Here is a 20,788-nt window from a genome sequence, read left to right on the forward strand (position 1 = left end):
AGATCAGCTGTTCTCGGTGATCCACACCGTGGTGAATCGCTGTTCGGCGATCAGCAGTTCGACGAGCTGGCTGCCGATGAAGTTCTCGATCTTGCCGCCGACGAGCGGCACCCGGACCTCGACGGTGGCCGTGAACGCTAGCCGGGACGCGATGGCGCCCGCGGAATCGGCCACCGATGACAACACCGCGTCGCCGGTCAGCGAGGCCGGGGCCCCCGGGATCGAACCGGTAACCCGTGCGGTGGAGCGCCGGTTGCTGATCGGGGTCCAGATCTCCTCGCGCACGAGGCTGAGGTCGCCGCGGTGGAACTGGCTGACGATCCCGGGCAGCCGGTCGGCGCGCAGCGTCTGGGTGGTGCGGATACGCAGGCCACCGGCGTCGTCGACGGTCAACTCGTCGAGGGTGGCGTAGTCGGCACCGGAGTCGTCGAGGCGGATCTGCCAGTAGTCCTCGTCGCTGAACGCGCGGTGCACGTCTTCGACCGTGCCGCCGTACTCGGTCGCCATGTCGAATGAACGGGGCATGGTCGGCACGCTACCGTTACCCGCCGTGGGCACTTCGTTGTTGGGCGGCGTGCCGGTCGCCGAGAACGTGCCGCTCGCGCCGTTGACGACGCTGCGGGTCGGGCCGGTCGCCCGTCGCCTGGTCACCTGCGTCACCACCGATCAAATCGTCGACGCCGTCATGGCCGCGGGTCCGGAGGCGCTCATCCTGGCCGGCGGGTCGAACGTGGTGCTGGCCGGCGACGCCGCCGATCTGACCGTCGTGCGGCTGGCCAACACCGGGATCAGCGTGGACGGCGACGTGGTGCGCGCCGAGGCCGGCGCCGGTTGGGACGACGTCGTCGCGGCGTCGCTCGCCCACGGGTTGGGCGGGCTGGAGTGTCTGTCCGGTATCCCCGGCTCGGCCGGGGCGACCCCGGTGCAGAACGTCGGCGCCTACGGAGCCGAGGTCGCCGACACCATCCGCCGGGTCAGGCTGTTGGAGCGCGGCACCGGATCCGTCCGCTGGGTGTCTCCGGAGTTCCTCCGGTTCGGTTACCGCACAAGCGTTCTCAAGCACTCGTCGCAGTGGGTGGTGCTGGAGGTCGAGTTCGGCCTCGATGCCGCCGGGCGCAGCGCACCGGTGCGTTACCGCGAGCTCGCCACCGAACTGGCCGTGGAGCAGGGGGAGCGCACCGATCCGCAGCGGGTCCGCGCGGCGGTGCTGGAGCTTCGCGCCCGCAAGGGGATGGTGCTCGACGCGGCCGACCACGACACCTGGAGCGTCGGATCCTTCTTCACCAACCCGGTCGTGTCCCGTGCCGAGTTCGAGCGGATCGCCGCGACCGTCGGATCTGCGGTCCCGAACTATCCCGCCGAGGACGGTGTGAAGCTCGCGGCGGGCTGGCTCGTCGAACAGGCTGGATTCGGCAAGGGTTATCCGGGTGCTGACGCGCCCGCCCGGCTGTCGACCAAGCACGCCCTGGCGCTGACCAACCGCGGGACCGCCACCACCGCCGACGTCCTCGCGCTGGCCAGGACCGTCCGAGACGGTGTCAAGGCGGCCTTCGGGATCGAACTCACACCTGAACCTGTGCTGGTCGGCTGCTCGCTGTAAGTACGCTGGGTCTACGTGAGCCCTGCCGATCCACTGCCGTCGATCACCCGTAGGCGCGCGCTGGCCGCGTTCGCGGTCGGGATCGTCGCGCCGGCGACCCTGGCGGCCTGCATGTCCGACGGCGGCGGCGCAGGCGCCGAGAACGCCGACGAGGCGCCCCAGGCGCCCACCGTCAGCTATGAGCCCGTCGACGGGTCGTCCGACGTGGCCCCCAAGGGAGCGGTCGGCGTCACGGTCGAGAACGGCTGGTTCCAGAAGGTCTCGCTGGTCAACGCGAATACCGGCAAGGTCGTCGCCGGGACCCTGGACAAGGACCGCACCACCTTCACCGTCACCGAATCGCTGGGTTACGGCGCCGACTACGAGTGGTCGGGCTCGGTGGTCGGCGAGGACGGCAAGGCCGTGCCGCTGTCCGGATCGTTCACGACCGTCGCCCCGACGACCGAGGTCAACGGACGATTCCAGCTGGCCGACGGGCAGACCGTCGGGGTGGCCGCGCCCATCATCCTGCAGTTCGACGCCGCGATCGCCGACGCCGACCGCGCCGAGGTGGAGAAGGCCGTCACGGTCACCACCACCCCGCCGGTGGAGGGCAGCTGGGCCTGGCTGCCCGACGAGGCGGGCGGTTCGCGCATGCACTGGCGCACCAGGGAGTACTACCCGGCGGGCGCCACGGTGCATGTCGATGCCGACCTCTACGGCGTGCCGTTCGGCGACGGCGCGTACGGCGCCGCCGACTCGACGCTGGACTTCACCGTCGGGCGCTTCCAGGTCGTCAAGGCCGAGGCGTCGTCGCACCGCATCCAGGTGATCACCGACGCCGGCGTCATCATGGACTTCCCGTGCAGTTACGGCGAGGGGGACCTGGACCGCAACGTCACCCGCAGCGGCATCCACGTGGTCACGGAGAAGTACGAGGACTTCTACATGACCAACCCGGCGGCCGGCTACGCCAATGTGCGCGAGCGGTTCGCGGTGCGTATCTCCAACAACGGCGAGTTCATCCACGCCAACCCGGCCAGTCTGGGCTCGCAGGGCAACTCGAACGTCACCAACGGGTGTATCAACCTGTCCGAGTCGGACGCCCAGCAGTACTTCAACACCGCGATCTACGGCGATCCGGTCGAGGTGACGGGCACCCGTATCCAGCTCTCCTACGCCGACGGCGACATCTGGGACTGGGCTGTGCCGTGGGACGAGTGGACCTCGATGTCGGCGTTGTCGTCGGCCGACCGCACCGACGACATTCCCAGCTCGGCGCCCGTGACCCCGTCCGGCGCGCCCCAGCCCGCCGGCGCCCGGCCCGGGGGATAGCCCCCCAGACCCCCGCCGAAATTGCATTCCAGCAGGAAAATGCCGAGAAGAGGCCTGCTGGAATGCAATTTCGGCGGTCTCGCGGCGGTCAGAAGGTCAGCTCTGCCGGTGGAACCGCGAGCCGCTGGCCCCGGACACCTGGTCGCGTGGGCGGACCACGATCAGGTCGAGGTCGACGTGCGACGGTCGGCTGGCGACGAAGCCGACGACCTCGGCGATGTCCTCGGCCACCAGCGGCGTCACCCCCTCGTACACCTTCTCGGCGCGTTCGGCGTCGCCGTCGAAGCGGTTCAGCGAGAAGTCGGTCTTCACCATGCCCGGCGCAACCTCGGTGAGCCGCACCGGTTTTCCGAGCAGCTCGCTGCGCAGCGTGCGGTGCAGGACCCCCTGCGCGTGCTTGGCCGACGTGTACCCGCCGCCGTTGTCGTAGATCTCCACCGCCGCGATCGAGGTGATCGTGACGATCAGCCCGTCGCCGGAATCGATCAGCTTCGGCAGCAGTGCCCTGGTGACGTGCAGGGTGCCCATCACGTTGGCCTCCCACATCCACCGCCAGTTCTCCACGTCGGCGTCGGAGATGGACTCCAGGCCGCGGGCGCCGCCGGCGTTGTTGACCAGGACGTCGACCCGGTCGAGCCGTCCGGCGAGCGCCGCCACCGCCGTCGGGTCAGTGACGTCCGCCACAATCGCCGTCCCGTCGATCTCGGCGGCCAGCGCCTTGATCGGACCCTCTCTCCGTGCCACGCAGATCACGTGAAAGCCCTGCGCCGCAAGAGTTCTGGCGATTGCTTCACCGATTCCGGCGCTGGCCCCGGTGACCACTGCGACCCGGCGGGCGTCTGATGGCGTCGTCATGGGATCAAGACTAGGCCCCTCTCACGAGTCGTCGCGATGACGGCGATGCTCGTGCTACGTTGACCGCGTGTTCCCGAACAGTCAGGCAGTTCTCGCTGCCGCGCGGCGTGCGTGTTGTTGTTGCGCACACCGCCGCGCCTGACTGCGCCCGGGACTGATCGAGTCCTGCTGAGTCGCCAGGTGTGGCTTCGTCCCACCTCCCGACTCGACGAAGGACCCTCCCGTGAGCACCACCACCCTCGCCCCGCGCACCCGCACCACGTCGGCCACGGGCGCCCCCGCGAAGAGTCCCGCCGTCGGCGGGCGCTACCCCCAGGCTCTGCTGCACCAGATCGTGGCACCGTCGCTGTGCCTCCCCGAGGCCGCCGCGGCGTCGGTGTTCGCCGCCGCCCGGCAGCGGGGGCCGATCGCCCGCGACGTGATCGCGCAGGTCACCGGCCTGTCCATCGCCACCGTGAACCGGCAGGTCACCGCGCTCCTCGACGCCGGACTGCTCCGCGAACGGGCGGACCTCGCGGTGTCGGGTGCCATCGGCCGGCCCCGCGTTCCGGTCGAGGTCAACCATGAACCCTTCCTGACGCTCGGCATCCACATCGGCGCCCGCACCACCAGCATCGTCGCCGCCGACCTGTTCGGCCGCACCCTCGACGTCGTCGAGACGCCCACCCCCCGCGTCGCGCAGGCGGTCGCGCTGACCGCCATCGCGGGCAGCGCGAGCCGGTATCTGAGCCGCTGGCACCGCAGGCGTCCGCTGTGGGTCGGCGTGGCCACCGGCGGCGTCGTCGACAGCGCCACCGGCTACCTGGACCATCCGCGGCTGGGCTGGGCGGACGCTCCGGTCGGGCCGGTGCTCGCCGAAACCCTGGGCCTGCCGGTGTCGGTGGCGTCGCACGTCGACGCGATGGCCGGTGCCGAACTGTTGCTCGGTACGCGCCGCCGGCCCGGCAAGGCGGCCACCAGCCTCTATGTCTACGCCCGCGAGACCGTCGGCTACGCGCTGTCGATCGGCGGACGCGTGCACTCCCCGACGAGCGGACCCGGCACCATCGCGTCGCTGCCGGTGCGCTCCGAACTCTTGGGCGGCACAGGGCAATTGGAGTCCACCGTCAGCGACGAGGCGGTGCTGACCGCGGCACGCAGGGCAGGCATCGTGCCCGCCGAGGGCCCGGCCTCGACGCTGACCGCGGTGCTTCGCGCCGCCAGGAAGGGCAACGAGCACGCCGTCGCGCTCATCGCCGAACGCGCGCGGGTGCTCGGTGAGGCGGTCGCACTGCTGCGCGACATGCTCAACCCCGACGACCTCGTGGTCGGCGGCCAGGCCTTCACGGAGTACCCCGAGGGCATGAGCATCGTCGAGGAGGCGTTCAACGAGCGGTCGGCGCTCGGGCACCGCGACATCCGTCTGACCGCCTTCGGCAACCGGGTGCAGGAGGCCGGCGCCGGCATCGTATCCCTCGGCGGGCTCTACGCCGATCCGATCGCCGCGATGCGCCGGGCGCTGGCCCGAAACGAACGCCTCGGTTCGGCCTCTCCGGCGGCGGTGTAGACATGACGGTGTGCGCCTAGCAACCGATCCGGCCGGTTCGTCCTCCGGACTTCCTCAGCCACGGCGGGTCGCGGTGCTGTCCGTGCACACGTCCCCGTTGGCGCAGCCCGGAACCGGTGACGCCGGAGGCATGAACGTCTACGTGCTGCAAACCTCTCTGGAGCTGGCGCGCCGCGGCGTCGAGGTCGAGATCTTCACCAGGGCCACCTCGTCGGCGGATCAGCCGATCGTCTCGGTGGCGCCGGGAGTGGTGGTGCGCAACGTCGTTGCAGGCCCCTTCGAGGGACTCGACAAGAACGACCTGCCCACGCAGCTGTGTGCGTTCACCGCCGGCGTGCTGCGCGCCGAGGCCACCCACGAACCCGGCTATTACGACATCCTGCATTCGCACTACTGGCTGTCCGGTCAGGTCGGCTGGCTGGCCGCCGACCGGTGGGCGGTGCCGCTGGTGCACACCGCGCACACGCTGGCCGCGGTGAAAAATGCGTCGCTGGCGGCCGGGGACACCCCGGAACCGCCGATGCGCGCGATCGGTGAGCAGCAGGTCGTCGACGAGGCCGACCGCCTGATCGTCAACACCGAACACGAGGCGCAGCAACTGGTTTCGCTGCATCACGCCGACCCCGGCCGCATCGACGTCGTGCACCCCGGCGTCGACCTGGCGACGTTCACCCCCGGCGACCGTGCCGCGGCGCGCGCCGCCCTCGGCCTGGATCCGGCAGCCAGGATCGTCGCGTTCGTCGGACGCATCCAGCCGCTGAAGGCGCCCGACGTGCTGCTGCGCGCCGCGGCGCTGCTGCCCGACGTGCACGTGGTGATCGCGGGCGGGCCGTCCGGGTCCGGTATGGCGACTCCCGACAACCTTGTTCACCTCGCCGGCGAACTGGGTATCGCCGAGCGTGTGACGTTCCTGCCGCCGCAATCGCGTGATCACCTCGTCCGGGTGTACCGGGCCGCTGACATCGTCGCGGTGCCCAGCCACAACGAATCGTTCGGTCTGGTCGCCGTCGAGGCGCAGGCCTGTGGCACCCCGGTGGTCGCGGCCGCGGTCGGCGGGCTTCCCGTCGCGGTGCGCGACGGTGTCAGCGGAGCGCTGGTGCACAGCCACGAACCCGACGCGTGGGCCACGACGCTGGGTGAGGTGTTTGCCGCCGATCCGTCGACGTTCGGGCGGGCCGCCGTCGACCACGCGGCGACGTTCTCCTGGGCGCACACCGTGGATGCGTTGCTGACGGGGTACGGCCGCGCCATCGCCGACCACCGCGCCGACAACACGCTCCAGGTCGCGGCGCGACGCAGCGGACGCCGGTTCTCGATGCGGCGGGGAGTGCGGGCATGAGCACCACCGACGACGTCTCCGACCTGATCGAGCGAACGCTCAAGGACAACGACCTGGAGTATGTCCGCCACGAGGGCGCGGCCGGCGGCCTGCCCGGTCTGGTGGTCGCGCTGCCGGGGGAGCGGCGGCTCAAGACCAACACGATCCTGTCCGTCGGCGAGCATTCGGTGCGCGTCGAGGCGTTCGTGTGCCGCAGGCCCGACGAGAACCACGAGGGCGTCTACCGGTTTCTGCTCAAACGCAATCGCCGGCTCTACGGCGTCGCCTACACGCTCGACAACGTCGGCGACATCTATCTCGTCGGGCGGATGGCACTGGCCTCGGTGACCCCCGACGAGGTGGACCGGGTGCTCGGGCAGGTGCTCGAAGCCGTCGACGCGGACTTCAACACCCTGCTGGAGCTGGGTTTCCGGACCTCGATCCAGAAGGAATGGGAGTGGCGGGTGTCGCGCGGGGAGTCGCTGAAGAACCTGCGCGCGTTCGAGCATCTGATCTCCGACGACTGAACCGGGCCGTGAGAGGATCTGGCCATGGCTGATACCGCGACGGCTGATACCGCGACGCTGATCCTGCTCCGCCACGGTGAGAGCGAATGGAACGCCCTGAACCTGTTCACCGGCTGGGTCGACGTCGACCTCACGGACAAGGGCAGGGCCGAGGCGACCCGGGCGGGCGAGTTGATCGGCGAACAGGACAAGCTTCCCGACGTGCTGTACACCTCGCTGCTGCGGCGCGCGATCACGACCGCGAACATCGCGCTCGACAAGGCCGACCGGCACTGGATCCCCGTGCACCGCGACTGGCGGCTCAACGAACGCCACTACGGCGCGCTGCAGGGACTGAACAAGGCCGAGACGAAGGCCAAGTACGGCGACGAGCAGTTCATGGCGTGGCGTCGCAGCTACGACACCCCGCCCCCGCAGATCGAGGCAGGCAGCGAGTTCAGCCAGGACCGCGACCCGCGCTACGCCGACATCGACGGTGGCGCTCCGCTGACCGAATGCCTCAAGGACGTCGTGGAGCGGTTCGTGCCGTACTTCACCGAGGTGATCGTTCCCGACCTGAAAGCCGGGAAGACCGTGCTGATCGCCGCGCACGGCAATTCGCTGCGCGCGCTGGTCAAGTACCTCGACGGGATGTCCGACGACGACGTCGTGGGCCTCAACATCCCGACGGGCATTCCGCTGCGCTACGACCTGGACGAGAACCTGAAGCCCCTCGTGGCCGGTGGCAGCTACCTCGACCCCGATGCCGCGGCCGCCGGTGCGGCCGCGGTGGCCGCGCAGGGAGCCAAGTAGTCCGGTCTCGGTCGCCGCCGCGAACGGAAGGTGAACAACCGGGGACTGTGGACGAAACTTCCGTCTTTGAGTCTGTGACTTGTCCCGGTTTGGCCGCACGCTGCTGGGATGACGTTCACCGAATGCGTACGCTTTGCGCGTGAGTGTCGTATCGGCGCTGCTGCTCGCGGCGATCGTCGCACTGCTCGCGCTGGCGATCGGTGTCGCGATCGGCGTACGGGCGGTGCCCCGGCTTCGGGAGCGCCGCCAGCGGCGCTCGGCTGAGCAGTCGGGCATCACCGTGTCGCAGATGCTCGAACGCATCGTGTCGTTCTCCCCGATCGGGATCGCGGTCGTCGACAACTTCCGCGACGTGGTCTACAAGAACGACCGGGCCCAGGAACTCGGCCTGCTCGGCGACCGTCTGCTCGACGACCGGGCCTGGGTCGCGGCGCAGCGCACGCTGACCACCGGCGAACCGCACGGATTCGATCTGTCACCGCGCAAGGGCAGCAGGACGGGCCGTTCGGGGCTCTCGGTGCGAGGCTACTGCCGGTTGCTGGCCGAGGAGGACCGCCGGTTCGCCGTCGTCTACGTCGACGACCAGTCCGAGCACGCGCGGATGGAGGCCACGCGCCGCGACTTCGTCGCCAACGTCAGCCACGAACTCAAGACCCCGGTCGGGGCACTCGGTGTGCTCGCTGAGGCGGTGCTGGCCTCGGTCGAGGATCCCGACACCGTCCGGCACTTCGCCGAGAAGATGGTGACCGAAGCCGACCGGTTGGCGAACATGGTCGGCGAGCTGATCGAACTGTCGCGACTGCAGGGCGGTGAACCCCTGCCCGATCTGGAGGCCGTCGACGTCGATGTCGTTGTCTCCGAGGCACTGTCGAGGCACAAGGTGGCTGCCGACAACGCCGACATCGCGATCACCACCGACGCGCCGACGGGCTTTCAGGTGCTGGGCGACCAGACGTTGCTGGTGGCGGCGGTCGCGAACCTGGTCTCCAACGCCATCGCTTACTCGCCCAACGGATCTGCCGTCTCCATCAGCCGTCGCAGAAACGGCGACAATATCGAGATCGCGGTCACCGACCGTGGTATCGGCATCGCGCCCGCCGATCAGGAGCGGGTGTTCGAACGGTTCTTCCGTGTCGACAAGGCACGGTCCCGGGCCACCGGTGGCACCGGGCTCGGGCTGGCGATCGTCAAGCACGTCGCCGCCAACCACAACGGCTCCATCCGGTTGTGGAGTCAACCCGGCACCGGGTCGACGTTCACGTTGTCCATACCCGCGGCACCCCCCGGGGAGCAGCGCAGCGGCGATGCCGCCGGCGGTGCCGCCGATCTCGCCCAACGAGAGGATTGATTCATCGATGACCAGCGTGCTGATCGTGGAGGACGAGGAGTCCTTGGCCGATCCTCTGGCGTTCCTGCTCCGTAAAGAGGGGTTCGAGACCACGGTGGTGACCGACGGGCCTTCTGCGCTGGCCGAATTCGAACGCGCCGGCGCCGACATCGTGTTGCTCGACCTGATGCTGCCGGGCATGAGCGGCACCGATGTCTGCAAGCAGCTGAGGTCACGGTCCAGCGTGCCGGTGATCATGGTGACCGCCCGCGACAGCGAGATCGACAAGGTGGTGGGACTGGAGCTCGGGGCCGACGACTACGTCACCAAGCCGTACTCGGCACGTGAGCTGATCGCCCGGATCCGTGCCGTGCTGCGCCGCGGCGCCGACGCCGACGACCTCGGCGTCGCCGACGGTGTCCTGGAGGCCGGCCCGGTGCGGATGGATGTCGAGCGCCATGTGGTGAGTGTGAACGGTGCTCCGATCACGTTGCCGCTCAAGGAGTTCGATCTGCTCGAGTACCTGATGCGCAACAGCGGCCGGGTGCTCACCCGCGGCCAGTTGATCGACCGTGTCTGGGGGGCCGACTACGTCGGTGACACCAAGACGCTCGACGTGCACGTCAAGCGATTGCGCAGCAAGATCGAATCCGACCCGGCCAACCCGGTGCACCTGGTCACCGTGCGCGGGCTGGGCTACAAGCTGGAGGGCTGAGCCCCCCGCTTTGGCTCCCGACGGGCGATTTCGGTGTAGTTGGTCAACGTCAGCGTGACAAACTACACCGAAATCGCGGGGTCAGCCGGTGGTGCCGCCGAGAATCTCGAGCACCTCGAAGGTGTTGACACCGGCGATGATCGACGGATCGGCCTCGGCGATGGCGAGGGCCTCGGCGCGATCGGCGACCCGCAGCACGCCCAGGCCCCACACGCCTTCGGGATCGGCGACCGGGCCGTAGACGACGACGCGGCCGGCGGCCAGCAACTCCTGCCAGTACGTCATGTGCAGGTGCATCGTGTGCTCTTCGATGTCGGTCATGGTCTGGGCGAAATCCGCTCGCGGCGGGATGAGCCGGAACAGGAAGAGCTGCGAGCGCTCTGTGCTCATTCGGCGGCCCGGGTCGCCGGATGTATCGCGATGAGACCTAATCCACTGCGCCGCTTGCACATTGCCGCGAGCTCGGCGTAGGCCTTCTCGCCGAGCAGCTCGGTCAGCTCGGGGGCGTAGGACTGCCACACCGGCTTGGCGCCGACGTGGGCGGCGGGATCGCCGGTGCAGTACCAGTGCAGGTCGGCTCCGCCCTCACCCCAGCCGCGACGGTCGTACTCGGTGATCGTGGTCTTGAGGATCTCGGTGTCGTCGGGCCGGGTGATCCACTCCTGCGTGCGCCGGATCGGCAGCTGCCAGCACACTTCCGGCTTGAGGGTCAGCGGTTCGACGCCGATCTCGAGCGCCTTGCTGTGCAGCGCGCAGCCGATCCCCTTGGGCCAGCCGGGACGGTTCAGAAAGATGCAGGCGCCCTTGTACTTTCGGGTGCGCCAATTGGGCTTACCGTCATACTCGTCCATCTCCAGGTAGCCCTTCTTGCCGAGCCCCTTGTCGCGGTACTGCCAGTCCTCGGCGGTGAGCAGCGTGACGGCGTCGTCGAGCTGTGCCCGGTCGTCGTCGTCGGAGAGAAACGCGCCGTGGGAACAACATCCGTCGTCGGGCCGGTCCACGACGGTGCCCTTGCAGGCCGGGGTGCCGAACACGCAGGTCCAGCGGGACAGCAGCCACGTCATATCGGCGGCGATCAGATGTTCGGGATTGTCCGGGTCGTAGAACTCCACCCATTCGCGGGCGAAATCCAATTCGACCTCACCAGGATGCGATGCCGATGCGCTCACGATCTTCAACGGTAGACCCATTAGCCCGGATTTTGCGTGGTAATTGGTGTGGGTTCGGTGTGATGCCGAGTTGTGTTGTTGGGTAGTGGTTTTCGTGTGGTGGCGTAGAGGTGCTGTCCCGTGTCGCCGGGTGGGGCGGGCTTTCCTGGGGCCTGTGGGTCCTTCATCGTTGATGGGTCCGATGGGGTGGGGTGTTATCCGAAGGCGGTGCGGACGCGGTGCCAGGCGGCGGCGATCGCCGCCGCCCAGCGCCAGGTGGCATCGATGCGTAGCCGCAGTTGGCGGGCGCCGCGGGTGATACGGGCGGCCACGTGCAGGACCCGGTAGCGGAACGTGGTGATCTCGACGCGGGCCAGAGCGCGATCGCTGGCGAACCCGATGAGGCGGGTCCAGGTGACCAGGTCAGCGGCGGCCAGGACGATTTCGAGCCAGGCAGCATTGGCCCAGAAGGAGTGGCAGGGCAGGTTACGCAGCCCGGTGGCTTTGAGTTCGCGGATACGGTCCTCGACGCGGGCGTGCTGGCGGTGCCGTAGTTCCAGACCGGCGACCTGACCGGGTACGACACCCGGTGGTGTGTCGGTGATGAACGCGGTGACCCGCATGCCGTCGGCGTCGGTGAACCGCAACTGCGCGCCGGGGTGGGGGCGTTCTTTACGCAGGATCAGCCGGGTCCCTTCGGGCCAGGAGGCCAGGTTGACCAGGTCGGTGGCTTCAGCGACCCACGCGCCGTCGCGGATCCCGCCGTCGGTGTCGATCGCTGGATACCAGCAATCGCCGAGGTTGAGGGTGTCCACGGCGTCCTGGACGCGGGTATCGACGGGGTACCCGAAGGAGAACCCGGCCCCGGCGGCCCGGCACGCTGCGGCGAATTTGTGGGTGGATCCGGCGGTATCGCAGCGCACCAACACCTTCGGGGCCTCGGGGTTGTCGGGATCGTCGGGGTTGGGCCGCCACGCCGCTGGCAGCGATGCCAAAGCCTGGTGCAGGACGATGATGTGGTCGGAGGCGGTGTTGGAGCCGGCGTTACCGTTGCGCAGCAACCCGGCCAGGGCTTCGCCGCCGGCGATGTCGGGGCGGTCCAGAAACGCCAGCAGCGGGTGCAGCCCGAACGTTTTCTTCCAGGTCGGCGCAGCCCCGGCCTTGTTGTCGGAGTGATCGATCACCAGCGTGGCATCGATGTCGATATGCAGCCAGCCGCCGGTGGTGGGGGCGGCTCCGACAGCCCAGGCCGCTGCCCGCGCCGCGGCTCGGGCTGCGCGCACCCCGGGTAGATGCGCGGCATCGATCCGCTCATCGATCAGCCGCCACATGGTGGTCGTTGAGGCCTTGGCCCCCAGGACGTGCTCCCGGTCACCGCACAGCTGACCGACCGCGTCGATGCAGTCCGCGCCGTCGGCGACCGCGGCCGCCAGATCAGCGAACACCTCCCCAGGCGCATACACCCACGGGCCGCGGTAGGTGTCGGCCAACGCGGCCGTGACCTGCGCCGATAAGCCGGTCCGGTCGGCAAGCTCACGCAGCATGCCCATCCCGGCATGCGACACAACGCCATGGCCGTCGGCGGAAACTTTCACCGGCGATGCCGCCGCGATATTCTTCACCTGCGAAGTGCCTTCCCGTCAGGGTTTTTGAACCGTAGAGAAGTCCAATTATTCCTTGCAGGACAGGCACTTTCGCTTATCTACACACCCCCACAGTCAACATTCCACGAAAAATCCGGGTTAGGTTGGACGAGTGCGATTAGGCGTGCTCGACGTGGGCAGCAACACCGTTCATCTGTTGGTGGTGGACGCCCGCCGGGGTGGGCACCCGACGCCGATGAGTTCCACGAAGGCCTCCCTGCGCCTCGCCGAGGCGATCGACGACTCGGGGAAGCTGACCCGCCGGGGGGCCGACAAGCTGATCGGCACCCTCGACGAGTTCGCCCGCATCGCGACCAGCTCCGGATGTGCGGAGCTGATGGCGTTCGCGACCTCGGCGGTGCGCGACGCGCGCAACTCCGAAGAGGTGCTCGCCCGCGTGAAGGCCGAGACCGGTGTCGAGCTCAAGGTGCTCAGCGGGGTCGACGAGTCACGGCTGACCTTCCTGGCGGTGCGCCGCTGGTACGGCTGGAGTGCGGGACGCATCGTCAACATCGACATCGGCGGAGGCTCGCTGGAGCTCTCCAGCGGTGTCGACGAGGAGCCCGATGTGGCGTTGTCGCTGCCGCTGGGCGCGGGCCGGATGACCCGCGAATGGCTTCCCGACGATCCGCCGGGGCGGCGCCGGGTCGCGATGCTGCGCGACTGGCTGACCAACGAGCTGTCCGACGCCGCGGCGGCGGTCACCGAGGCCGGGACCCCGGACCTCGCGGTCGCGTCCTCGAAGACGTTCCGTTCGCTGGCGCGCCTCACCGGTGCCGCGCCGTCGGGAGCCGGGCCGAGGGTCAAGCGCACGCTCACCGCAACGGGTCTTCGGCAACTCATAAATTTCATCTCTAGGATGACCGCGGCTGACCGAGCTGAACTGGAAGGAGTGAGCGCCGATCGTGCGCCGCAGATCGTTGCGGGCGCGCTGGTGGCGGAGGCGAGCATGAACGCCCTGAACATCGAGAGTGTCGACATCTGTCCCTGGGCGTTGCGGGAAGGGCTCATCCTGCGGAAACTCGACAGCGAGGCCGACGGCAGCGATTTCGTCGGCGGATCCTCGAACCAAGTGAGTGGAAGGGGCAAGGCAGCCAAGACCGGCGCACGGGAATCCGCCCGCACGGCAGATGCCCGTACGTAATGCTCAACGGTGAAGCAGCGAGGCTCGAAGGCGACAGGCGATGACTGGAACTGAGGACAGCAACAGCAGTACCCGGCCGATCTCGGTCGCCGAACTGCTGGCCAAGAACGGCACCATCGGCGCACCGCCGGTTGGGGGCCGGCGTCGCCGACGCCGCGGCAACAGCGATGCCGTCACCGTCGCCGAGCTCACCGGTGAGATCCCGATCATCCGTCCCGACGACCCCCCGCCCGCGCCGGTCACGGCCACGGAGCCGGTGGCCGAGCCGATCGAGGAAGCTCCCGCTGAGGCTGAAGTCGAAGTCGAAGCTGAAGCCGAAGTCGAAGCCGAGTCCGAAGTCGAGGCTGAGGACACCGACGTCGAGGACGCCACCGACGTCGAGGTTGAGGCCACCGACGACGTCGAGGCCCCCGACGTCGAGGCTGAGGCCCCCGCCGACGTCGTGGACACCGACGTTCAGGCTGAGGCCACCGATGTCGACGTTGAGGCTGAGACCGTCGAGCAGGTTGCGCCCGTCGCACCGCCGGCCGCGGAGCCTTCCCGGTCGCGCCGCTTCGGCTTCCTTCGCCTCGGCCGCAGGAGCGCTCCCGCCGCAGTAACTCCCGTCGCTGAGACTTCTGTCGCCGAAGTTCCCGCCGACCAGGTCGACACGGTCGACGACGCCCCGGTGGCCGAGGAGACGGCCGAGATCGAGAAGACCGAGTCCGGGGAGACCGCCGAAGACGCGATCGCCGAGGAGCCCAGCGACACGATCACCGAGGACGCGCACGACGAGGACCTGCACGCCGAGGACCTCGAACCGGCCTTCGACGACGAGGACCTCGACGACCGGGACAGTGACGAGCTGCCCTCCTACCTGCGCTCGTCGGAGGAACCGCTGTTCGGAGGACAGTCCGTCGTCGACGAGCTGGCACGGCAGGGCGACCGCTCGTCGCGTGCCGACACGGTCGAGGACAGGGACGCCGCCGTCGAGACGGTCGACGCCGACGAGACCGACGACGATCTGGTCGACGAGCCGGACGACCACGACGCACCGCGGACGATGTCACCGCTGGTGAGCGCGCTGTGGATCATCGGGCAGAGCGTGATCGCCGTGGTCTTCGGTGCGGGCCTGTTCGTCGCCTTCGATCAGCTGTGGAAGTGGAACAACATCATCGCGCTGGTGCTGTCGGTCCTGGTGATCCTGGGCCTTGTCGTCGGTGTCCGGCTGGTGCGCAAGACCGAGGACATCGGCAGCACGTTGATCGCCGTGGCGGTCGGTGCGCTGGTCACCCTCGGCCCGCTGGCGTTGTTGCAGTCGGGCTGAGCGCGGATCCCGGTACCCCACACCACTGTGCGCCCTGCAATCAAGGTTGGCCTGTCGACGGCCTCGGTCTATCCGCTCAAGACCGAGGCGGCCTTCGAGTACGCCGCGAACCTCGGCTACGACGGGGTTGAGCTGATGGTGTGGGCCGAAGCCGTCAGCCAGGACATCGATGCGATCGCCGCGATGTCGAAGCGCTACGGCGTGCCGGTGCTGTCGGTGCATGCTCCGTGTCTGCTCATCACCCAGCGGGTGTGGGGCGCCAACCCGATCACGAAGCTCGCGCGCAGCGTGCGCGCGGCCGAACAGCTCGGCGCCCAGACCGTGGTGGTGCATCCACCGTTCCGCTGGCAGCGGCGCTACGCCGAGGGTTTCAGCGACCAGGTGGCCGAACTGGAGTCCGGCAGCGACGTGTTGGTCGCGGTGGAGAACATGTTCCCGTTCCGCGCCGACCGGTTCTTCGGGGCCGGCCCCACCTCGATCGAGCGGATGCGCAAACGCGGCGGAACTCCGGGCCCGGGTATCTCGGCGTTCGCACCGTCCTATGACCCGCTCGACGGAGGCCACGCCCACTACACGCTCGACCTGTCCCACACCGCGACAGCGGGCACCGATGCCCTCGACATGGCCGCCCGGATGGGCGAAGGCCTGGCCCACCTCCACCTCTGCGACGGCAGCGGCGCCTCCTACGACGAGCACCTGGTGCCCGGCCGCGGCACCCAGCCGACGGCCGAGGTGTGCGAGATGCTGGCTGCGAGCGACTTCGCCGGGCATGTCATCCTCGAGGTCACGACCTCCGGCGCGCGCAGCGCGGCCGAGCGGGAGGCGTTGTTGACCGAGTCGCTGCAGTTCGCCAGGACGCATCTGCTGCGCTGAGCCGAGGATGCTGAGGTTGCGGTGATGACGAGTTCCACCCTGTTCACCGACGCGATGGCGCTGACGCCGGCCGGCGACGGTGTGTATCACGGTGTGCTGAACGAACATTGGACGATCGGGCCCAAGGTGCACGGTGGCGCGATGCTCGCGTTGTGCGCGAACGCGGCCAGGACCGAGTTCGGCGAGGAGGGCGTGGAACCGATCGCGGTGTCGGGCAGTTTCCTGTGGGCGCCCGATCCCGGTGCCATGCAGGTCGTCACGACGGTACGCAAGCGGGGCCGCCGGGTCAGCCTGCTCGACGTCGAGCTTCAGCAGGGAGATCGGGTCGCGTTGCGGGCGGCCATCACTATGGGCACCCCGGAACATCATGTGCCGCCGCTGTTGTCGGTGAACCCGGTCGTCCCGTTGATGACGCCGGAGCCGCCGCCCGGGCTGGAACCGATCGGGCCGGGCCACTCGATGGCCGACATCGTCCACCTCGCCCACGGCTGCGACATCAGGCCGTCGCTGACGACGTTCGATCCCCGCCAGGACGGGGGCATGCCGGTGATCGAGTACTGGGTGCGGCCCAAGGGTGTGGCGCCGGATCTGCTGTTCGCGCTGCTGTGCGGCGATGTGTCGGCTCCGGTCACGTTCGGGGTCAACAGGTTCGGCTGGGCCCCGACCGTGCAGCTGACGGCGTACCTGCGGGCGCTGCCCGCCGACGGCTGGCTGCGCGTGATGTGCACGGCCACCCAGATCGGCGAGGACTGGTTCGACGAGGACCATATCGTCGTCGACTGCGAGGGCCGGATCATCGTGCAGACACGACAGCTGGCGATGGTGCCGTCCCGGTAGCCGCCGGGCGCACGCCGACGGGGATCGCGTGCAATGCTTGCCCGCATGGCCAGAATCGCGATCATTGGCGGCGGAAGTATCGGTGAGGCGTTGCTGGCGGGGCTGCTGCGCGCCGGCAGGCAGGTCAAGGACCTGGTGGTTGCGGAGAAGAGCCCCGATCGCGGCAAGTACCTCGCCGAGAAGTACTCCGTGCTGGTGACGACGGTGGCCGACGCCGTCGACGCGGCCACCTACGTGATCGTCGCCGTGAAACCCGCTGACGTGCAGCATGTGATCGGCGACATCGCCGATACCGCGGCCCGTGCCGACAGCGACGCCGCCGAGCAGGTGTTCGTGTCCGTCGCCGCGGGCGTCGGCACATCGTTCTACGAGAGCAAGCTGCCGGCGGGCTCGCCGGTGATCCGGGTGATGCCGAACGCGCCGATGCTCGTCGGCGGCGGTGTCAGCGCGCTGGCCCCGGGGCGCTTCGCGAGCCCCGAGCAACTCAAAGAGGTGTCGCTGCTGTTCGACGCCGTCGGGGGCGTCCTCACCGTCGCCGAGTCACAGATCGACGCCGTCACCGCGGTGTCGGGGTCCGGCCCGGCGTACTTTTTCCTGATGGTCGAGGCGCTCGTCGACGCCGGAGTGGACGCCGGTCTGCCGCGCGCGGTGGCGACGGATCTGGCGGTCCAGACGATGGCGGGTTCGGCGGCGATGCTCCTGGAACGGCTCGATCAGAACGCGGCGGGGAGCGCGTCGGCGGGTCCGTCGATGGACACCTCGGCCGCCCAGCTGCGGGCCACCGTGACGTCCCCGGGCGGTACCACGGCGGCTGGTCTGCGGGAACTGGAGCGGGGCGGTCTGCGGGCGGCGGTCGCGAACGCCGTGGAAGCCGCAAAAAAGCGCTCTGAGCAGCTCGGAATTACAACTGAGTAGTTCACCAATTTGGGACTGAATACCCCACACCCGTCGCAGTAACCCCACCCGCCACGCTATTCTCCCAGTGGTAAGCACGGGTGGGTCCAGCGGTGGGGAAGCCGCTGGAACTGCCCGCGCCTGAGGATTGGGTTGCGATGACGTCTATGAACGGGCCATCTTCGCGGGATTCGGCTGGCGGCAAGGCGGCGCGGGACGCCGGGCAGGGCAGTGCGGGTGACGCGCAGTCGCCTCGTGCCCAGTTCCTGACCGTCGCCGAGGTGGCGAGCCTGATGCGGGTCAGCAAAATGACCGTGTACCGCCTGGTGCACAACGGTGAGCTGCCCGCCGTCCGGGTGGGTCGCTCGTTCCGGGTGCACGCCAAAGCGGTGCACGACATGCTGGAGAGCTCGTACTTCGACGCAGGCTGAGCCTGCCCGAGCACCCCGGTTGCGCCCGGCAACCGGATTTCAGCGCCAGGACGGTCGCCAGGTAAGGTGATCGGTCGAGGCTGGCACCGGCACGGATGGTGTCCGGAGTGCCTTCTAGTCAACTGATCGGACGTAGGTAGCGGAGTTCATGGGTTCTGTCATCAAGAAGCGGCGTAAGCGCATGTCGAAGAAGAAGCACCGCAAGCTGCTTCGTCGCACCCGGGTGCAGCGCAGAAAACTCGGCAAGTAACCCGCCGGCTCGTCGTCGCTAGGCTGTCTGGATGGATTCCGAGGGTCGGTCCGGGACAGGCCCCGAAGGATCCGACGCCCGCGAGGGCCTGGACTATCCGAAGGTCGTCCTGGTCACGGGTGCCTGCCGATTTCTCGGCGGATACCTGACCGCCCGACTGGCGCAGAACCCGCTGATCAACCATGTGATCGCGGTCGACGCGGTCGCACCCAGCAAGGATCTGCTGAGAAGGATGGGCCGCGCGGAGTTCGTCCGCGCCGACATCCGCAACCCGTTCATCGCGAAGGTCATCCGTAACGGCGAGGTCGACACCGTCGTCCACGCCGCGGCCGCGTCCTACGCGCCCCGCGCGGGCGGCCGGGCGACGCTCAAAGAGATCAACGTCATGGGTGCGATCCAGCTTTTCGCCGCGTGCCAGAAGGCGCCGTCGGTGCGCCGGGTCATCCTGAAGTCGACGTCGGAGGTCTACGGGTCCAGTTCACGGGATCCGGTGTTGTTCTCCGAGAGCAGCAGCCGCCGCAGACCTCCGGGCGAGGGCTTCGCCCGGGACAGCATCGACATCGAGGGCTACGCGCGCGGCATGGGCCGGCGCAGGCCCGACATCGCGGTCACCATCCTGCGGCTGGCGAACATGATCGGCCCGGCCATGGACACCGCGCTGTCGCGGTATCTGGCCGGACCGGTGGTACCGACCGTGATCGGACACGATCCGCGGTTGCAGCTGCTCCATGAGCAGGACGCGCTCGGAGCCCTGGAACGCGCCACCATGGCAGGCAGGTCAGGGGCGTTCAACATCGGAGCCTCCGGAATCATCACGATGAGCCAGGCGATCCGGCGCGCCGGCCGGTTGGCCCTTCCGGTTCCGCGTTCGGCGCTGGTGGCGGTGGATTCGCTGTGGCGGGCCACCCGCAACACCGAACTCGACCGCGAGCAACTCGACTATCTGAGCTACGGCCGGGTGATGGACACGTCGAGGATGCGCAACGAGCTCGGCTACTCGCCGAAGTGGACCACTGCCGAAGCCTTCGACGATTATGTCCGGGGCCGCGGTCTGACGCCGATCATCGATCCGCGGTGGATACACGCCGTGGAGAATCGCGCGGTAGCGGCGGCGCAGCGCTGGGGACGGTAGACTCAGCGGCTAGCGCGACAACGGGGGATTGTGGGGAGGAAGTAGAGACGGTGGCCGGCGAGCCTAAAGCGAAAGTCATTCCGCTGCACGCGAATTCAGGTCGCGGTGCGGCCGCTCGTCGTTCGGCGTCGCAGCGGGCTGACAGTGCGTCGCGGCATCCGTCGGTTCTGTCCGACCCGAAGGGCCGCGCCTCGGCCGAGCAGATCGCCTCCGTCGTCCGCGAGATCGACCAGCGTCGCGGGCCGAGTTCCGGCACCGGTTTCGACGCCCCGCCGCCCAACGAACTCGCGCAGCGCATCGCCGCAATCGCCGAGTTCGTCCGCAAGCGGATGACGGGCGAGTACACCGTCGACGAGTTCGGGTTCGACCCACACCTCAACGACGCAATCTTTCTTCCTTTGCTGCGCGTGCTGTTCAACTCGTGGTTCCGGGTCGAGGTCAGCGGAATCGAGAACCTCCCCGAGACGGGTGCCGCGCTCGTGGTGGCCAACCACGCCGGGGTGCTCCCGTTCGACGGCCTGATGACCCAGGTGGCGGTTCGCGACGAGCATCCCGCCCACCGCGATCTGCGCCTGCTGGCCGCCGACATCGTGTTCGACATGCCGATGGTCGGCCAGGCCGCCCGCAAGGCCGGCCACACGATGGCGTGCACCGACGACGCCCACCGGTTGCTGGCCGCGGGCGAGCTGACGGCCGTGTTCCCCGAGGGGTACAAGGGCCTGGGCAAGCACTTCAAGGACCGGTACAAGCTGCAACGGTTCGGCCGCGGCGGCTTCGTGTCCGCCGCGCTGCGCACCAAGGCGCCCATCGTGCCGTGCTCGATCGTCGGGTCCGAGGAGATCTACCCGATGATCGCCGACGTCAAATTGCTGGCCAGGCTGCTGGGTCTGCCCTACTTCCCGGTGACCCCGCTGTTCCCGGCGGCCGGACCGCTGGGTGTGGTGCCGCTGCCGTCGAAGTGGTACATCCAGTTCGGCGAGCCGATCGACACCACCGACTACGACGAGTCCGCCGCCGAGGATCCGATGGTCACGTTCGACCTGACCGACCAGGTGCGCGAGACGATCCAGCAGACGCTCTACCAGCTGCTGGCCAACCGGCGGAACACCTTCTTCGGCTGACTCCCGGGCCGTCGG

General features: G+C 68.8%; 22 protein-coding genes. 17 read left to right on the forward strand and 5 right to left on the reverse strand.

Annotation, left to right across the window (positions count from 1 at the left end; all coding sequences use genetic code 11):
• Positions 1-3: 3 nt before the first annotated feature.
• Positions 4-525, reverse strand: coding sequence for a DUF2505 domain-containing protein (locus DYE23_RS03865; protein ID WP_011891094.1), 522 nt, complete (start codon positions 523-525; stop codon positions 4-6).
• A gap of 25 nt (positions 526-550) precedes the next feature.
• Between DYE23_RS03865 and DYE23_RS03870 the strand changes: the two genes are divergently transcribed.
• On the forward strand, positions 551-1,600 hold the full coding sequence (locus DYE23_RS03870; RefSeq protein ID WP_115328855.1) for a UDP-N-acetylmuramate dehydrogenase: 1,050 nt from the start codon (positions 551-553) through the stop codon (positions 1,598-1,600).
• Between the two features lie 15 nt (positions 1,601-1,615).
• The gene (locus DYE23_RS03875; protein ID WP_115326530.1) at positions 1,616-2,914 is read left to right on the forward strand and encodes a L,D-transpeptidase; all 1,299 of its coding nucleotides are present in this window, start codon (positions 1,616-1,618) and stop codon (positions 2,912-2,914) included.
• Between the two features lie 96 nt (positions 2,915-3,010).
• Here DYE23_RS03875 and DYE23_RS03880 read toward each other — a convergent pair whose 3' ends face one another.
• Complete coding sequence (locus tag DYE23_RS03880; protein ID WP_011891091.1) at positions 3,011-3,769, reverse strand: SDR family oxidoreductase; 759 nt, start codon at positions 3,767-3,769, stop codon at positions 3,011-3,013.
• A 223-nt stretch (positions 3,770-3,992) separates the two neighbouring features.
• On the opposite strand from DYE23_RS03880, the gene DYE23_RS03885 reads away from it, so the two are divergent.
• From DYE23_RS03885 to regX, 6 genes are all read left to right on the forward strand, one after another.
• Positions 3,993-5,315 (forward strand): ROK family transcriptional regulator, encoded by a 1,323-nt coding sequence (locus DYE23_RS03885; RefSeq protein WP_115326531.1) that lies wholly within the window; start codon positions 3,993-3,995, stop codon positions 5,313-5,315.
• 10 nt (positions 5,316-5,325) lie between these two features.
• On the forward strand, positions 5,326-6,654 hold the full coding sequence (mshA, locus tag DYE23_RS03890; protein ID WP_011891089.1) for a D-inositol-3-phosphate glycosyltransferase: 1,329 nt from the start codon (positions 5,326-5,328) through the stop codon (positions 6,652-6,654).
• The gene (locus DYE23_RS03895) at positions 6,651-7,160 is read left to right on the forward strand and encodes a type III secretion system chaperone family protein (protein ID WP_011891088.1); all 510 of its coding nucleotides are present in this window, start codon (positions 6,651-6,653) and stop codon (positions 7,158-7,160) included. The genes mshA and DYE23_RS03895 overlap by 4 nt, the downstream gene beginning before the upstream one ends.
• A gap of 24 nt (positions 7,161-7,184) precedes the next feature.
• The gene (locus DYE23_RS03900; protein WP_115326532.1) at positions 7,185-7,952 is read left to right on the forward strand and encodes a phosphoglyceromutase; all 768 of its coding nucleotides are present in this window, start codon (positions 7,185-7,187) and stop codon (positions 7,950-7,952) included.
• Between the two features lie 139 nt (positions 7,953-8,091).
• Positions 8,092-9,300, forward strand: a complete 1,209-nt coding sequence (locus DYE23_RS03905) for a sensor histidine kinase (protein ID WP_115326533.1) — start codon at positions 8,092-8,094, stop codon at positions 9,298-9,300.
• A 7-nt stretch (positions 9,301-9,307) separates the two neighbouring features.
• Positions 9,308-9,994 carry a two-component sensory transduction protein RegX gene (gene regX / locus DYE23_RS03910; RefSeq protein ID WP_011891085.1) on the forward strand — a complete coding sequence of 229 codons (687 nt, stop codon included), beginning with the start codon at positions 9,308-9,310 and terminating at the stop codon, positions 9,992-9,994.
• Positions 9,995-10,075: 81 nt separating this feature from the next.
• Here regX and DYE23_RS03915 read toward each other — a convergent pair whose 3' ends face one another.
• The 3 genes from DYE23_RS03915 to DYE23_RS03925 all read right to left on the reverse strand — a co-directional run bounded on the left by DYE23_RS03915 (position 10,076) and on the right by DYE23_RS03925 (position 12,764).
• The gene (locus DYE23_RS03915) at positions 10,076-10,384 is read right to left on the reverse strand and encodes a YciI family protein (RefSeq protein WP_115326534.1); all 309 of its coding nucleotides are present in this window, start codon (positions 10,382-10,384) and stop codon (positions 10,076-10,078) included.
• Positions 10,381-11,184, reverse strand: a complete 804-nt coding sequence (locus DYE23_RS03920; RefSeq protein ID WP_115326535.1) for a DUF3109 family protein — start codon at positions 11,182-11,184, stop codon at positions 10,381-10,383. Before DYE23_RS03920 ends, DYE23_RS03915 begins: the two co-directional genes overlap by 4 nt.
• A 173-nt stretch (positions 11,185-11,357) precedes the next feature.
• Positions 11,358-12,764 carry an IS1380 family transposase gene (locus tag DYE23_RS03925; RefSeq protein WP_016341434.1) on the reverse strand — a complete coding sequence of 469 codons (1,407 nt, stop codon included), beginning with the start codon at positions 12,762-12,764 and terminating at the stop codon, positions 11,358-11,360.
• Positions 12,765-12,897: 133 nt separating this feature from the next.
• Here DYE23_RS03925 and DYE23_RS03930 point away from each other — a divergent pair, with 133 nt between their 5' ends.
• The 9 genes from DYE23_RS03930 to DYE23_RS03970 all read left to right on the forward strand — a co-directional run bounded on the left by DYE23_RS03930 (position 12,898) and on the right by DYE23_RS03970 (position 20,773).
• On the forward strand, positions 12,898-13,929 hold the full coding sequence (locus tag DYE23_RS03930; protein ID WP_115326536.1) for a Ppx/GppA family phosphatase: 1,032 nt from the start codon (positions 12,898-12,900) through the stop codon (positions 13,927-13,929).
• 40 nt (positions 13,930-13,969) lie between these two features.
• Positions 13,970-15,235, forward strand: coding sequence for an Rv0497 family membrane protein (locus DYE23_RS03935; protein WP_115326537.1), 1,266 nt, complete (start codon positions 13,970-13,972; stop codon positions 15,233-15,235).
• A 27-nt stretch (positions 15,236-15,262) separates the two neighbouring features.
• On the forward strand, positions 15,263-16,108 hold the full coding sequence (locus tag DYE23_RS03940) for a sugar phosphate isomerase/epimerase family protein (protein WP_115326538.1): 846 nt from the start codon (positions 15,263-15,265) through the stop codon (positions 16,106-16,108).
• A 24-nt stretch (positions 16,109-16,132) separates the two neighbouring features.
• On the forward strand, positions 16,133-16,945 hold the full coding sequence (locus tag DYE23_RS03945) for a thioesterase family protein (RefSeq protein ID WP_115326539.1): 813 nt from the start codon (positions 16,133-16,135) through the stop codon (positions 16,943-16,945).
• A 45-nt stretch (positions 16,946-16,990) separates the two neighbouring features.
• Positions 16,991-17,860, forward strand: a complete 870-nt coding sequence (gene proC, locus DYE23_RS03950) for a pyrroline-5-carboxylate reductase (RefSeq protein WP_115326540.1) — start codon at positions 16,991-16,993, stop codon at positions 17,858-17,860.
• Between the two features lie 137 nt (positions 17,861-17,997).
• Positions 17,998-18,270 (forward strand): helix-turn-helix domain-containing protein, encoded by a 273-nt coding sequence (locus DYE23_RS03955; protein ID WP_011891077.1) that lies wholly within the window; start codon positions 17,998-18,000, stop codon positions 18,268-18,270.
• A 148-nt stretch (positions 18,271-18,418) separates the two neighbouring features.
• Positions 18,419-18,520 carry a 30S ribosomal protein bS22 gene (locus DYE23_RS03960; RefSeq protein WP_003402602.1) on the forward strand — a complete coding sequence of 34 codons (102 nt, stop codon included), beginning with the start codon at positions 18,419-18,421 and terminating at the stop codon, positions 18,518-18,520.
• A gap of 31 nt (positions 18,521-18,551) precedes the next feature.
• Positions 18,552-19,652, forward strand: coding sequence for an SDR family oxidoreductase (locus tag DYE23_RS03965; RefSeq protein ID WP_013470609.1), 1,101 nt, complete (start codon positions 18,552-18,554; stop codon positions 19,650-19,652).
• 50 nt (positions 19,653-19,702) lie between these two features.
• The gene (locus tag DYE23_RS03970; protein WP_011891075.1) at positions 19,703-20,773 is read left to right on the forward strand and encodes a lysophospholipid acyltransferase family protein; all 1,071 of its coding nucleotides are present in this window, start codon (positions 19,703-19,705) and stop codon (positions 20,771-20,773) included.
• Positions 20,774-20,788 lie beyond the last annotated feature (15 nt).

The organism is Mycolicibacterium gilvum, from assembly GCF_900454025.1.
In the GTDB taxonomy this organism is placed as follows: Bacteria; Actinomycetota; Actinomycetes; order Mycobacteriales; family Mycobacteriaceae; genus Mycobacterium; species Mycobacterium gilvum.